The 13954-nt window shown below is 57.3% G+C and carries 11 protein-coding genes; 3 read left to right on the forward strand and 8 right to left on the reverse strand.

Going from position 1 to position 13954, the window contains the following annotated elements; all coding sequences use genetic code 11:
* Window positions 1-384: hypothetical protein (locus ADU59_RS31040; RefSeq protein ID WP_210183470.1), on the forward strand; the 384-nt coding region annotated here is incomplete at its 5' end.
* 232 nt (window positions 385-616) lie between these two features.
* Here the strand turns inward: ADU59_RS31040 and ADU59_RS28710 are convergent.
* The 4 genes from ADU59_RS28710 to repA (ADU59_RS28720) form a co-directional block, all read right to left on the reverse strand.
* Window positions 617-2971, reverse strand: a complete 2355-nt coding sequence (locus ADU59_RS28710) for a DNA translocase FtsK (protein WP_425332067.1) — start codon at window positions 2969-2971, stop codon at window positions 617-619.
* 270 nt (window positions 2972-3241) lie between these two features.
* Window positions 3242-3448: a replication initiation protein RepC gene (gene repC, locus ADU59_RS29865; RefSeq protein ID WP_425332068.1), complete on the reverse strand. Its 207-nt coding sequence runs from the start codon at window positions 3446-3448 to the stop codon at window positions 3242-3244.
* 295 nt (window positions 3449-3743) lie between these two features.
* On the reverse strand, window positions 3744-4739 hold the full coding sequence (gene repB, locus ADU59_RS28715) for a plasmid partitioning protein RepB (RefSeq protein WP_068959168.1): 996 nt from the start codon (window positions 4737-4739) through the stop codon (window positions 3744-3746).
* Window positions 4740-4908: 169 nt separating this feature from the next.
* Window positions 4909-6135: a plasmid partitioning protein RepA gene (gene repA, locus ADU59_RS28720; protein ID WP_068959224.1), complete on the reverse strand. Its 1227-nt coding sequence runs from the start codon at window positions 6133-6135 to the stop codon at window positions 4909-4911.
* A 452-nt stretch (window positions 6136-6587) separates the two neighbouring features.
* On the opposite strand from repA (ADU59_RS28720), the gene ADU59_RS28725 reads away from it, so the two are divergent.
* Window positions 6588-6971 (forward strand): BRA0787 family protein, encoded by a 384-nt coding sequence (locus tag ADU59_RS28725; protein WP_068959170.1) that lies wholly within the window; start codon window positions 6588-6590, stop codon window positions 6969-6971.
* A 203-nt stretch (window positions 6972-7174) separates the two neighbouring features.
* Here ADU59_RS28725 and repC (ADU59_RS28730) read toward each other — a convergent pair whose 3' ends face one another.
* The 4 genes from repC (ADU59_RS28730) to ADU59_RS28750 form a co-directional block, all read right to left on the reverse strand.
* Window positions 7175-8389: a plasmid replication protein RepC gene (gene repC / locus ADU59_RS28730; RefSeq protein ID WP_068959172.1), complete on the reverse strand. Its 1215-nt coding sequence runs from the start codon at window positions 8387-8389 to the stop codon at window positions 7175-7177.
* 196 nt (window positions 8390-8585) lie between these two features.
* Window positions 8586-9611 carry a plasmid partitioning protein RepB gene (gene repB / locus ADU59_RS28735; protein WP_068959174.1) on the reverse strand — a complete coding sequence of 342 codons (1026 nt, stop codon included), beginning with the start codon at window positions 9609-9611 and terminating at the stop codon, window positions 8586-8588.
* Window positions 9608-10771, reverse strand: coding sequence for a plasmid partitioning protein RepA (repA, locus tag ADU59_RS28740; RefSeq protein ID WP_099050963.1), 1164 nt, complete (start codon window positions 10769-10771; stop codon window positions 9608-9610). The genes repB (ADU59_RS28735) and repA (ADU59_RS28740) overlap by 4 nt, the downstream gene beginning before the upstream one ends.
* An 854-nt stretch (window positions 10772-11625) precedes the next feature.
* Complete coding sequence (locus tag ADU59_RS28750) at window positions 11626-12591, reverse strand: tyrosine-type recombinase/integrase (protein WP_139093246.1); 966 nt, start codon at window positions 12589-12591, stop codon at window positions 11626-11628.
* 1113 nt (window positions 12592-13704) lie between these two features.
* Between ADU59_RS28750 and ADU59_RS28755 the strand changes: the two genes are divergently transcribed.
* Entirely contained in the window at window positions 13705-13950 is a 246-nt protein-coding gene (locus ADU59_RS28755; RefSeq protein WP_068959179.1) for a hypothetical protein, read from the forward strand.
* Window positions 13951-13954: the final 4 nt, after the last annotated feature.

Genomic DNA, 13954 nt, shown 5'->3' on the forward strand with positions numbered 1-13954 from the left:
TTGAATCAAAACAAAACCGGTTTGCAAATCCGCCCCGACGAAGCATTGCCCTTAACCGGGGTTTTCCTCACTTTGTGTGATAGCCGAACATGGCGCGGACGAAATACTCGCACCGGACATCATACCGCCGAGACGGCGTGGCTCACGCGGTCCGGAGTCGAAAATTTTGAACTGGGTCTGACAGGCGGTACAAGCCCGCCAACGTGGCGGCGAAGGCTCGCCATCCCAAATCCTTTGTCCCAAGGCCAAGGACAGCTTCAATTGACCTTTGGTAAACGCGTGAATGAGTGCGGTTATATCGCCAGAACATCAAAAAACCGCACAGCCCATTCACCTCACAAAACGAACGATAATGTCGAATTTTACTACCGGCACCGCACATGAGCGAAATTTCCGGCGCGAGGCCCCATCGGCGGCGGTTCCAACGGCGTAAACACGGCCCTGCGCTACCTATTCCGGTAGCGAGTTGCTCTTCGAGAACGAAGCTTATTCCAGTCTCGACGCCAAGTCTCCACCTTTTCACGTGAATCCGCAGCGCATTCCAAGCCGAAAACGAACGCCCATCGGCCGATCCCCGGGCACGAATTCCGTGCCCCAGGCCGACGCTGATACGGGCCTATTCCTCGTCGCCGATCGGCATCTCCGCGACCTCGCGGCCGGCAGAAAGGATCGTTCGTTTGCCGACGTGATTTGCAGATCCGACAAGTCCTTCCCGTTCCATGCGCTCGACCAGCGACGCGGCTTTGTTGTAGCCGATCTGCAGGCGGCGCTGGATGTAGGAGGTCGAGCACTTCTTGTCGCGCAAAACGACCTTGACCGCTTTGTCGTAGAGATCGTTGCCATCTTCCTCGGCCATTGCGCCCTTATCAAAGACAGCAGCGTCCTCGTCCGCAATCTCGTCGATCTCTTCGGCATCTTCCGTGACGGTGCCGAGATATTCCGGCCGGCCCTGCGTCTTCAGATGCGCGACGACTTTTTCGACCTCCTCATCGGATACAAACGGCCCATGAACACGGGCAATCCGCCCCCCACCGACCATATGCAGCATATCCCCCTGCCCCAGCAGATGCTCGGCCCCCTGTTCACCGAGAATGGTCCGGCTATCGATCTTGGAGGTCACCTGGAACGAAATGCGGGTCGGGAAGTTGGCCTTGATCGTGCCGGTGATGACATCGACGGATGGGCGCTGCGTCGCCATGATCAGGTGAATACCGGCGGCACGCGCCATCTGGGCCAGCCGCTGGATCGCCCCTTCGATCTCCTTGCCGGCGACCATCATGAGGTCGGCCATCTCATCGACGATGACGACGATATAGGGCATTGGAGCGAGATCCATTTCCTCCTGTTCGAAGATGGCCTCGCCGGTCGACCGGTCAAAGCCGGTCTGGACGCTGCACAGAACCGTTTCACCCTTTGCCCGCGCCATCGCCGCGCGCGCATTGTAACCGTCGATATTGCGCACGCCGAGCCGCGACATCTTGCGGTAACGGTCTTCCATCTCGCGCACGGCCCATTTCAGCGCCATCACGGCCTTCTTCGGATCAGTCACAACCGGCGTCAAAAGGTGCGGAATTCCGTCATAGACCGACAATTCCAGCATCTTCGGATCGACCATGATCAGGCGGCATTCTTCAGGCTTCAACCGGTAAAGCAGGGACAGGATCATCGTGTTGATCGCCACGGATTTGCCCGAGCCGGTGGTGCCAGCGACCAGAAGGTGCGGCATCTTGGCAAGCTCGGCGATCACAGGCTCACCACCGATGGTCTTGCCGAGGCAAAGCGCCAGCTTGAAGCGGGTCTCCCCATAATTTTCGGATTCGATCAGTTCGCGGAAATACACCGTTTCGCGCACCGGGTTCGGCAACTCGATCCCGATGACGTTACGGCCAGGCACGACGGCTACGCGGGCCGATAGCGCCGACATCGAGCGGGCGATATCATCGGCAAGACCGATGACACGCGAGGATTTCACGCCTGGCGCCGGTTCAAATTCGTAAAGCGTCACCACGGGTCCCGGGCGAACATCAATGATCTCGCCGCGAACACCGAAATCCTCCAACACGCTCTCAAGCAACCCGGCGCTTTGCTCCAATGCCTCCTGGGTTATGATCGCGGTTTCCTGAACGGAGGGCTCCTGCAGAAGCGTGACCGGTGGCAACACATATTCGGCTGCGCCAACGTCGGCCGCGACGTCCGGAATTGCCACGAAGGTATCCGGCCGGACCGCCCGGATCGGTTTGGCTATGGTCACCTGCGGTCTTGCCATACGCGGAGGCTCGACGACGTCTGCGATCACTGAAGCGGACGGTTTTTCTTGTTCCTGTGTTCGCAACGGCGGCGCGATAGGCGCAGGTTCGGGGAGGACAGCTCCGGTCAACTGACGTGCAACCGGTTTGACGCCGATTTCCCGATAAAGAGCTGTCACCGAATTCGGCGCCACGTGATATTCCGGAGGCTGCCAGCGCAATGCCGGCGCCAGAACATCCATATCGGCCTCCATATCCATGGTGTTCCAGAACACCTCGTCGGACACATGGAGGAAAGGGCTGGAGCGTTTGAACACGGATTTCTGCCCCTCCGGTTGCTCAACCCCGTCCTCGCCCGGAAAGCAAACGAGATCGATAGCCGCCTGTTCCTCTGTTGCGCGGGCTGAATGAGCATCCAGGCGACTCTCGATTTCCTGCTGCAGGCGAAACGAAAGCAGCTGAATACCGGAGGCGTCCGCGCTTTCACGCCGCTCGAAAGCAGCCGGCGTGTGCTCCAACGGGCTTTCTACGCTTACCTCAACCGTTTCCGCTAAGTCGGCGGTTGCTGGTTCGTTTAACTCTGCTGCTTCCGGTTCTTTGGTTGCGTCAGCAGCCGGCCGTTTCGAATAGACACTCTCGGGTGTCCGGGTAAAACGCACGTTTGGCCCCAGTACAAATGCGCTCTGCCAGACAGGGGCATCTCCCCTCCCCTCAATTTCCGTCATCGCGTCCGTATCGGGTTCATAAGGACCGTCATCGCTTTTCACCTCAAGGGGGGCTCCGTAGATACGGCGCTGGATCTCGGCCTTGCCCAGGTGGTTGTCAGTGTCTGCGGGCTGTTCTCCCGTGTTATCGAAGGCGTTCGAAAAATTGGTTCGGGAAAGACGCATAGGGACCTGCTCACTCAAAATTCACGGGCAATGGGCACATCCTTTTCAATAGAAAATAAAGGTTAATCAGCCCTTTCCAGCCGGCTTTTCTTACAGAATTTCCGTTCACCCATAGCGAGCGTCCAGACCATCAGAACAATCACAAACTCGCCTTTCCCCCGTTCTGATCCGGCTCCTCAGGTAGCTGTCGGCAGAGTGAATATGGACCCCTCGCGCGAAAATACAGGCGATGACGGTGGTAGCATTTTCCGATCCAGGCATCTCGCATGCGTACCGATAGATACCCGTGCCTCGCGATCCAGCATCGTACAGCTTCTGACCATGGAATCACGCCGGTGCGAAATGGCGGCTGCGACGCTATAAGGAATGATTTCAGGGCTGACTCAGCCTCACCAAAGAGAAAGGACCGCTGTCCTTTAAGGAGAGTGAAGCCAGCGTTAGCCTCTTGCGTAGCCGCTTATGGGGTCTCCCACCGCAAGCTATCGCTGTGACAGAGTGCCCGATAGAGTTCCCCCCATATGGGCGCTTTTGGCTACTCTTCGATAGCCGTTGTCCTCAAGGCTCCCGCCATAACGGGAGCCCGATGTAAAAGCTAGCGTCAGCCTGGCTATTTTTGGCTGGCGATAAATTCCGCATAGAGATCATCCAGGCGTTCAGCAAGATATCCGCCGAATTCGGGAACCTGACGTTCATCGAAAACGATCCGCGTCTGAGCATCATCGCGTTCGATGCGCGCGGCTTTGCGGCCCTGTGGGTTTTTCCACTCCTGCGTCTCCGGTTTGCGTTTTATGAGTTCGTTGCCGAGTCTTTCGAAAACGCGACCAAAGCGCGCATCGCTGTCAGCGGCGAGAAAATCCACATCCGTGATCAGAGTTTCCAGAACATGCTGTTTCTGCTCCGCGCGGTCCACCAGCGCTGCCCAGCGTGCCCGGCCTGCCTTTGGCGCCGGTCCGATCGCCTGAACCAGGTATTCGGGAATGCTGCGGGCAATGGAAATATAGCGACTGAGATCGCCTTTGTCTGTCGAGAGTGCTGCCATGATCGTCACGCGATCATAACCACCATCCTCAAGGCGCCGAGCAAACTGTGCCTTTTCGATGTAGGACAAGTCCTGCCGGTCGAGATTTTCTTTGCCTTGCGCAATGACAAGCTCGTTGTCCGTCAATGTCTGGACGATTGCCCGAACCGTTCGCCCAAGGAGGGCTGCGGCACGCAAGCGCCTGCGGCCGTAGGCCACCTGGAAACGGCCGGGAGAAGCGAGTTGCGGGCGCACCAGTATGGGCACCTGCTGTCCATTTTCTCGCATACTCGCGACCAACGCCTCAAACCCGGGATCGACCGTTATGGAAATACGGTCGCTGACCGAGGAATGATCGATCAGTGCGGGGTCAAGATCAACAACCGACGACCCGGAAGCCAGCTGTTCCTGAAGCTTCGCCGCGCTGCGCGCACCCTCTGTCATTTCCTGAAGAGATGCCCCCATCGCAGAGATGGCGCCCGTGCGGACGCGATCTACATTTTTTTCCACACCTGCGCTCGCAGGCGGAGCGGCGCCTTCGGGCCTTCGCATGAACAGTGTATTAACGGTATCTTTTCGGCTCACAGCAGGCCCCCGTGATTGTATTGCAATGAGGATTGGTTGGGAGTTCCCAACCAATCCTCATGATGAACGATAGATGTTTCCGATGCCTTCGTCACAACCCCCAGGGCAGAACGCTCGAAGCCCGCTGTTGGGAGCTCCCAACATATTCCTCTCGATATCATTTGGGGGATCATCTCGGACTACGCCCCCATGCCTGCCGGATGAGAGATTCCACCTCGCCATTGACCGCATCCAATGCTTCCATCGCACGGTCATATGTCGAGCGGGTCAGATTTTCCCGCCCGATCTCATAGAGGGTCTGCTTCGTCAGTCCGGCATCGGAAACGGCTGCCGACTTGACCATAGGATTGGTCATGACGTGATCGTCGAACAGATTGCGCAGAAGAGCGGCAACCTTTGTCTGCGGGGCATCCTGTGGCTCATAGCGAGTGAGCAAATACCGAATGAAATCGTATTTCAACTCACCACCGGCTTCGCGAACGACGGCCAGCAGATCGTGTGTCATCAAAAGAAACTGGCTCATGGAGGCCACGTCCAGCATCTGGGGATGAATGGTTACAACCATCGACGTGGCGGCGCAGAGGCCGCTCAGGGTGAGATACCCCAATTGCGGCGGGCAGTCGATGACGACGACGTCATAGTCGTCGGCAACTTCGTCGAGCGCACGTGCGACTCGCGTAAAGAAAATTCCGTCCGCATCACGCGAGCCGGTGGTTAGCGCACGGGGCGTCGTGTGCTCGAATTCCATCAGCTCGAGATTGCCTGGAACGAGATTAAGCCCGTCGAAATACGTGTTGCGGATAATATCCGCCAAGGGGCGTTTTTCCTCGTCGTAACGGATGGCGGCATAAAGCGTCTCGTTAGACTTCACGTCCGTTTCCGGCAGCACGCCAAGAAGGGCAGAAAGGCTTGCCTGCGGATCGAGATCGACTGCGAGAACGCGATAACCCTGCAGCGCCAGATACTGGGCAAGGTGAACCGAAGTGGTCGTCTTGCCCGAGCCGCCCTTGAAATTGGTGACCGCAATGACCTGCAAGTGATCGTCCGGCCCGCGACGCGGGACGAGATTGTAGGCCTCTCGTCCCCGCGCCGTCTGCGCCAGCTTCTCACGCAATTCGTTGATCTGGCGAAGGGTATACAGGCGACGTCCATTGCTGGTCAGATCAGGCTGCGGTCCTTCGCCCGCCAGCGTCATCTTCCGCAGCGTCGAATCAGAGACGCCCATCAGCCGGGCCGCCTCACCAGACGTAAACCGCCGCAACGCCTTGCTGGCGGTCGGCGGGAAGAGTACCTCGCTAATGGCCTGGAGCTGCGAGCTTATGATCGCCGCATGATCTCCAATTGTCTCATCGACGGTCTTCCGTTCGATCCTGGGTGCTTGAATGGTATTGTTCACGCTCAAAAACTTTCGTCACGGTAAAATGGCCCAACCGGGGATATAACCGTGACGATACGCAACGCAGCGATTCGTTCAAGAAGTTATTGATTGACTGATGCTTATGGTGACAGAGCGTGAAACTGAAACGAAGGCAGGTGGCAATGAATTTTCCGTATGAATCCAAAGTGTTCGGGATTTCGCCAAGTTGCCATGGGGAGAAACTCCTGGCATGAATGAATCATGTGCGTAATCCTCTCCTCTAGTCTCTTGCAGACAAGATAGCGGGAAGGGTCAGTGCTCTTATGCAGCAGCACAAGCGATCCTGCTGACCTGAACACTATCGCATGGCCGGTTTTGAACCCCGTAAATTTTATAGAAAACATGCGGAACTAATCGTGTCTCTGCGCATTGTTGCATCAGGTCGATTTCTGTCGGCACCAACCACCGTTAACAACGATGAGGATGTGCAGATGAACAACCTTTTACCCGAACTGCATGAGGGGCATGCGCCGATCACGTTGCATCAGCTATTCCGTGACGCGTTAGAAGCCTATGATGACTGGATCGAAGGGACCGAAGTTCCCGTGGTCTACCATCAGGGCACGGCGGTTCCGATCGCGTTGGTGTTCGATCATATGCGGGATTGCACGGACATCTTGCCGAACAATATGGTCAGTGCCATCACCGAGCGGCTGACCAAACCTTGGAGCAGCAATAGTCCGCTGGATGAGATGCCGTTTTCGACCGCCGCCCGCGTCATGTACGTTATGGTGCGCAAACGGCAGCTGCGACGGAGCAGCAGCGACATCAACGCCTTCATCCGCCGGTTTGAAAAGCTGCGCACCAATCCCTGACACTAAACGGATATAGCCGTCCCCTCGTTGACGTTGAAGATAACAAGGAAACCACGGTTCACCGATTTTCTTTAGAAGCTTTTTTCGCTGTAGATAGTCATTCGCCACACGATGCACCTTCGATCTGTGGTTGGTCTCTTCCATCAGCTACGGGTAGTTTGTCGGCTCGAAGAATCGAACACTCTGGCTGGTAAGGGGCTCTCCTAGCTCGCTTTTCGTTCCGAAGATGCGCTGGCCCGTATCAGCGCCATCAACATCGGTCCGAGCGAGAACTCTCCCTTTTCGGCTCGCCGTGTCAGATCGCGTAAATACCCGCCGGCGGAATTGATATGCTCGCCCCGTTCGAGAATGCAGGCCATGACAGCCGCAGCGTTCTCAGGGCCAAGGGCTTGGCAAGCGCTTTGGTAGGCACCGGGACTGACGCCGAGCATCGATCGGACGACAATGGCCGCGGCCATCAGATCTCGCCAGCTGGAAATGGCACCGCCTGGGCCGTACATCGTAATATCCGGGCATGCATTCAGCACCATGCCTAACGGGAATGCTTTTATCGGTTCCTGTTGTTTTTGTGGTTTCGTTATCCGATTTGTGTCTCGCTGATCGTCACAGAGCTGTTCAGATTCAGTGATAGAGTCTGGTTTCGAATTCTGTATGTGCCGCTCAATTTGATAGGGATTGCCGCTCAGTTTTTTGGATTTAATCTGTATTTCCAATTGGTTGATAGTGTCATCACGCAAGTGATGCATTTTATCGAGCGTTTGGGTCAAATGCAGTGCAGACAATTTGCGTGGAAGGGCTTTGAGGAGCGAGATGGCATGAAGACGGATGGTTTCCCAATCGCCACTCATGCCTTCGTTTAGGGCCGTTTCCACGAGTTTTGTGATATCGCGGCAGCAAATGGTAAGCCGCTCACGCATGCGTTGCAGCTGCAGGCGCTCGGCAATGACGGCATCGGCGAGCCGTTCGATGTCCTCGGACTGAGCCAACAACGGTGCCAGAGAGAAGCCGTAAGCTTCGTCAATCGTCCCGGTGCGATCCCGGCGGGCATAACGTTTGCCATTGGCGCTATCCTTGCGTGCCAGAAGCCCGACTTCGACCAAAACGGCCAGGTGGCGGCGGATCGTCTGTTCAGCCATTCCATGCGTGCGCAAGGATAGCTGGGCGTTCGACGGAAAGACCACCAGGCCATTGTCTTGTGAAAGCTCGTTCTTCGGATAGAAGCTGAGCAAGGCGTTCATCACGGCCAGCGCTCGATCTGTTACGCCCAAACGCGGCTTCGCCTCGCACAGAGCTCGGTATAGTTTCCACTTGTCGACCGATTTATCCGGCTCGATGTCCTTGGCGATCACTTGGCTTGCCAACATGCCAAGCGTCATCGACCGCCGCCCAAAGGGCGTCGTCACATGTCCACGTTCCATTGTCCTTCGCCTTCTACAAGGCAAAAGAAATCAACTCACCAAACGGCGCCAAGACTCTTGACAGTGATTCCCGGAAATGCGATTCTCAAGCTGCGAGACTTAGAGGAAAGCTTCCGTGCGGCAACGTTCGGGGGCTTTTTTCTTTTGCGGTTTGTCCTTCTCTTCGTTTAATCGTTGAACTTTTGGGCCTGACGGTTCAGCGCGCCTTGCGTTCCTGCTCCGCAAGATAGGATTGATGCAACTGCTCAAGTTGGGCAGCGATATAGTCTGCAAATGCGGGCGCCGTCCGGTCGTCAAAAACGAGATTTACTTTTGCGCCGGATCTCTCGATCAAGGCCAGCTTTACGCCCTCAGCGCTTTTGACTATCTCGGCCTTCTTCTTGGCGGGTTGGGCGGATAAAAACGCCATCACCTGGCCAAAACGACTATCTGTGTCCGCGACTTTGAACTCCCCGCTGCCGAGCAAGGCGCTGAGAGCTGTCTGTTTCTTTGTCTGAGCAAGGCGCTCTGCCAGAGCAATCCAACGAGGGCGTCCGGCTTTCGGAGCAGGTCCGATCGCCTCGATGAGTGCACGGGGAACCGAATGGGCTACGCTCATGAGCTTGGAGAGCTGCGTCTTCTCCATGCCGAGAGATGACATGATGACACGGCGATCAAATCCGCGCTCTTCCAGAGCCAGGGCAAACAACCCACGTTCGATATAGCTGAGGTCGGATCGAGCCGAGTTTTCCTGGCCCTGGATCACGACCAGTTCTTCGTCGGAAAGGTTCTGAACGACCGCCTTCACCGGGCGCCCAAGCGCAGCCAGGACGCGTACCCTTCGGTGCCCGAAGGCGATCTGATAGTTTTCGGGGTTTGTTGGGTGTGGCCGAACAAGAATTGGGCTTTTTTGCCCGGATTCACGGATTGCGTCAGTCAGGCGCTGGAACGCTTCGCCGTCATCGAGCAGGCGGTCCGTGACGAACGATCCTTCTATCCTGTCGGTCGGGATTTCCACGACGGCAGAGCCGGCGGCGATCAGTGCCCTGGCCTGATCGGCTGCGTTGGCGATATTGCCCAGCGAACGGCCCATAGCACCAACCGCGCCGGAGCGGATGTGATGGAGTTTCTTTTCCGGGATGGCATCGGCCTCATGCGCTTGAAGATGAACCTCGGGGTTGCCACCTGGCAACTCCTGTTCGCGACGGGAAAGCATGGCCTTGAGAGTGTCTTTTCTGCTCATACCGCCCTGCCCCAGGCCTGCCTGATTAGCCCATCGATCTCGCCATTAACGGCGTCGAGCGATTCGATCGCCCGATCGTATGTGTTTTTCGAGAAATTCTCGCGCCCCACCTCGTAAAGCGTCTGTTTCGACAGACCGGCGTCCGAAACAGCCGTCGATTTCAGCATGGTGTTTGTCAACACCCGTTCGCGAAACAGCGAGCGCATGAAGCCGACCATCTGAGCCTGCGGGCCGTCGGATGGCTCGTAACGGGTTACGACATAGCGGATGAAATCATAATCCAGGTCGCCGCCCGATTCCTGGACGACGCTCAAAAGATCGGATGCCATCAGCAGGAACTGACACATCGACATGACATCCAGCATCTGCGGATGCGCGGTGATCAGCAAGCCGGTCGATGCGCAAAGGGCGCCGAGCGTGAGGAAGCCGAGTTGCGGCGGGCAATCAAGCACCATGACATCGTAATTGTCGGCAACCGTGCCAAGCGCGGACGCAACACGCCCGAAGAAAGGCTCGACCGATCGCTCCGCAAGCGCGCGCGGCGTGTCGTGCTCATACTCCATCAGTTCCAGGTTTCCGGGAACGAGATCCAGACCGGGAATGTAACTTTTGCGAATGATCTCGCTCAGGGGGCGGCGATTGTCGTCATAGCGGACGGCACCGTACATGGTCTCGTTCGGGCCGATGTCATATTCCGGCTGGTAACCGTGCAGAGCGGTCAGGGATGCCTGCGGATCGAGATCGACTGCCAGAACACGGTAGCCCTGCAGCGCCAGATATTGGGCCAGATGGGCCGCCGTCGTGGTCTTGCCGCTTCCGCCCTTGAAATTCACAACAGCCATCACCTGGCAATGCTCGTCGCCGCGTCGCCGCGGGACATATTGTTTGCCCTTCGAGTTCTCGTCGAGAACTGCGCGAATCTGATTGATCTGGTCGAGTGTGTAGGAGCGTCGGCCTCCGGGGCTTATCTTTGGCTGAGGCCCCTTGCCGTTCAGGGAAAGCTGGCGAAGATATGCATCAGCGATACCGATCAGCTTTGCCGATTCGACGGATGAGAATGAGCGGAGGTTTTTCTGTGACACCGGCGGGAAGAGCGCACGGCGCATTGCCAACAACTCTTCCGACAAAGCGGCGCCGTCGGCGGCAATGACCTCGGTCATCGGACGCTTCGGCGCGAGTGTTTCTGCAAGCTGACTACGACCCTTGGCCATAACTACGATAATTCTCCCCGGTGGACAAATATTCCGTAGGTGAAGATGCCCCGAGTCGCAATGCTTAGCAAGAGAATAAGGGTTAACGTAACGTTAACACTCGCAAAGCGAGAAAAACAACCGTCAGGCATGGTTGCGCGGTCTCGGTGCACGCCGATGCTGTTCTCCAGGCTCAAGCCTTCGGCTTCTCTCCGGGACAGGCGGTATGGCCTGGCTTTTCTGTCGTCCGCTCTGGCAGCCTCACGCTCATTAAAAAGGTTCACTCCACTCATGACCCGGCACTGACTACTGACCGGTGTGACTTGCGGCGCGACGTTCGGTTTCATCCCAATCCTGGAATGTCCTCACTGCTGCTGGGCATGGCGTAGACTCAATGCAAACACGCTTTGGAACCAGACAAGTTGCCACCTGGCAACTCATGGGGCGGCGGCATTTCGCAAGGACGATATCGAACCGGGCGCCGCATGCAGTTTGCCAGATCAATACCTCCCGTGATCCGGCTCCGATATCGTCCGTTAAATTCGGATAGCATCGTCTCTCCGGAAAGATAAATAGCGAAAAACGCCTACGATTCGCGAGCAAACAACGGTTCTTTTGGATCTTAAAGGTGCGGGGGCAGAAGACTGCCGACTTTGACGGCACCGGGCGGGCGAGATTTGTCTTTTAACCGGTCGAACAAGTCAAACCATGGCGGCATTCAACCCGGCGACGCGCATATCACGTAACGTGTGCGGAAGGTGGCGCCCGAGCATGATCGTTCTCGATCATCGACGGGATTCTCCCGGGAACAATTTCCGCACATATTACGCGTCAACTTCAGCCGAGGATGCAAGGCCGGCGCCAGAGGAGTGGCTCGAAAATTTCAAGGCACGTTTGCCGTCCGACAGGTCATTCCGCACGCCGGCAGCCAACGCGGTGCGCTTGATGAGGCGCGCAATCTCCTGATCGTTGAGTCTGTCCATGCCCACCGATTTGCCTTGACCGGTCACGCGGCGGAAGAGAGGGCCGTGAGTGATCCTTGCGAATGTCAGCCACGTCTCCAGAGCGACGACAGGGCAGGTGGCATCCGACGAACCGCGTCCGATCTCGATCTCGCGTTCGCCGGTCTTGCCGCGTAAGGTAAGAAGAATACCCTTGTCGAGGCTTTCGACCCAGCCGCGACCGTCCTTTGTCTGACCGCGCCCTGCATCGAGACCGGCAATTTCGGAACGGCGCAGGCCACCGGAAAACCCGATCAGCAACATGGCGCGATCACGGATACCCCTCAAGCTGCCACGATCGAGGGTTTCGAGCATGGCCATGATATCCTCCGGCGTCACCGCTTCCCTCTGTACTTGCGGTTTTGCATGGGTATCGCGGATGCCGGCCATAACGGTGGCGATATGACGGTCCTTGCGGTCGAGCGCCTGACCACGCTGCGCATAATTCCAGGTGAGCGACGACAGACGCCGTTCGATGGTCGAGACCGAATTCGGCTTTCTGCTTCCCGTCGCAGCGCCCGACGCGCAGGCAGCTATATAGAGGCCGACGATCTGCGGCTCCGGGGGGAAGGGAGGGGCGTTCTGGCGCCGGCACCAGGCGGAAAAATGCTTCCAGTCGGCAGCGTATGCGCGGCGGGTATTTATGGAGCTGGCAGCCTCGACGTCATCGCGGGCCAGATCGGCCTGCGTTTCAAGATGTGTGGGAAGACCGGTGGCGCCGTCGACTGGCCCGGTTTCCACGGCGGGAACAGCAGCCTTGGACACCTCGTGTTGTCGACCTGTCGTCATTTCCGCTTTCCTTTGTCCATCAAACAAGGTCCCAAGGATTGGTGACCGACATGCCGGTATCACCAAAGTCTTTCATGTTGCGAGTCACCACAATGCGATTATGAACAAGGGCGGCGGTGGCAATCAATCCATTGGTCTCCTTGCAAGGCCGGAGAGCCCTACCGTGTCCCAGCGCCGGCGATCTGATCCGCAATGGGAAGGGGGCTGCGTGATCCTGCCGAAGTTTGCGCAGCGGTTCGCAAGGCGCATCGCCGTCCACGGATCCGACTTCCGTACGAGAAGCAATCCTTCGCATGATCTCGGCCTGCGTGACGACACTCAAGCAGACGCCGAGAGGATTTCAGGAGCGCGACCCGCGAACTGCGATGGGCCTGGGACACGATACATCAGGAGGCCGCGCCACGGTTGGGTGATTTGCCGCGCGCCACAACACTCCTGGCAATTGCTTCGTCCCTTGCGGTTGCTCTTTCCAGCCCATAAGCGCGGCGCATATTGACTGATTTGCCGTCCTGGGCGTAACAGTGGAGGGAATGGGCGAGGCTTGGCAGCAGGCCGTTTACGATCTCGGAACTGCCGCAGTGGCATAATGCCTATGCCGTTGACGGGCGCTGCGCCCCTTGTCGGGACTTCAGTCGCGTGTCTTCCCAATATAATAAGAACGCAACATTATCGTTCGTTTTGTGAGGTGAATGGGCCGTGCGGTTTTATGATGTTCGGGCGATGTAACCGCACTCGTTCACGCGTTTACCAAAGGTCAATTGAAGTCGTCCTTGGCCCTGGGACAAAGGATTTGGGATGGCGAGTCTTCGCCGCCACGTTGGCGGGTTTGTACCGCCTTTCAGACCCAGTTCAAAATTTTCGATTCCGGACCGCGTGAGCCACACCGTCTCGGCGGCATGATGTCCGGTGCGAGTATTTCGTCCGCGCCATGTTCCGCTATCATACAAAGTGACGAAAACCCCGGTTAATGGCGATGCTTCGTCGGGGCGGATTTGCAAACCGGTTTTGTTTTGATTCAAGGTGTGTCCTGACGAAGGAGGTCGGGGCACATGGCCAAAGCGTTGTGCGGCCGGTCTTCGAAAACGCATTGCTACGGTGGCAGAGGAACGGCAGATGGTCGAAAACATCGACCGCACCCTGCAAAGCCTGTCGCATCTCTTCCGCTCCCTGCTCGATATTTCCACGCTGGACAGCGACAAGGTGATCCCGAAGATGGAAGCGGTATCCGATCGGTGTGCTGATCGAGGACGTTGTGTCGCCAGAGGCGCGGTCCCCGGGTGGCGGCTTTTGCTGTGTAAGGCGGAGCCGTTCGCGCCGTGCCGCGCCAGAAGGTTAGCGATGCGCGACTCACTAAAATAGCTGA

The organism is Pararhizobium polonicum (genome assembly GCF_001687365.1).
GTDB classification, from domain to species: domain Bacteria; phylum Pseudomonadota; class Alphaproteobacteria; order Rhizobiales; family Rhizobiaceae; genus Pararhizobium; species Pararhizobium polonicum.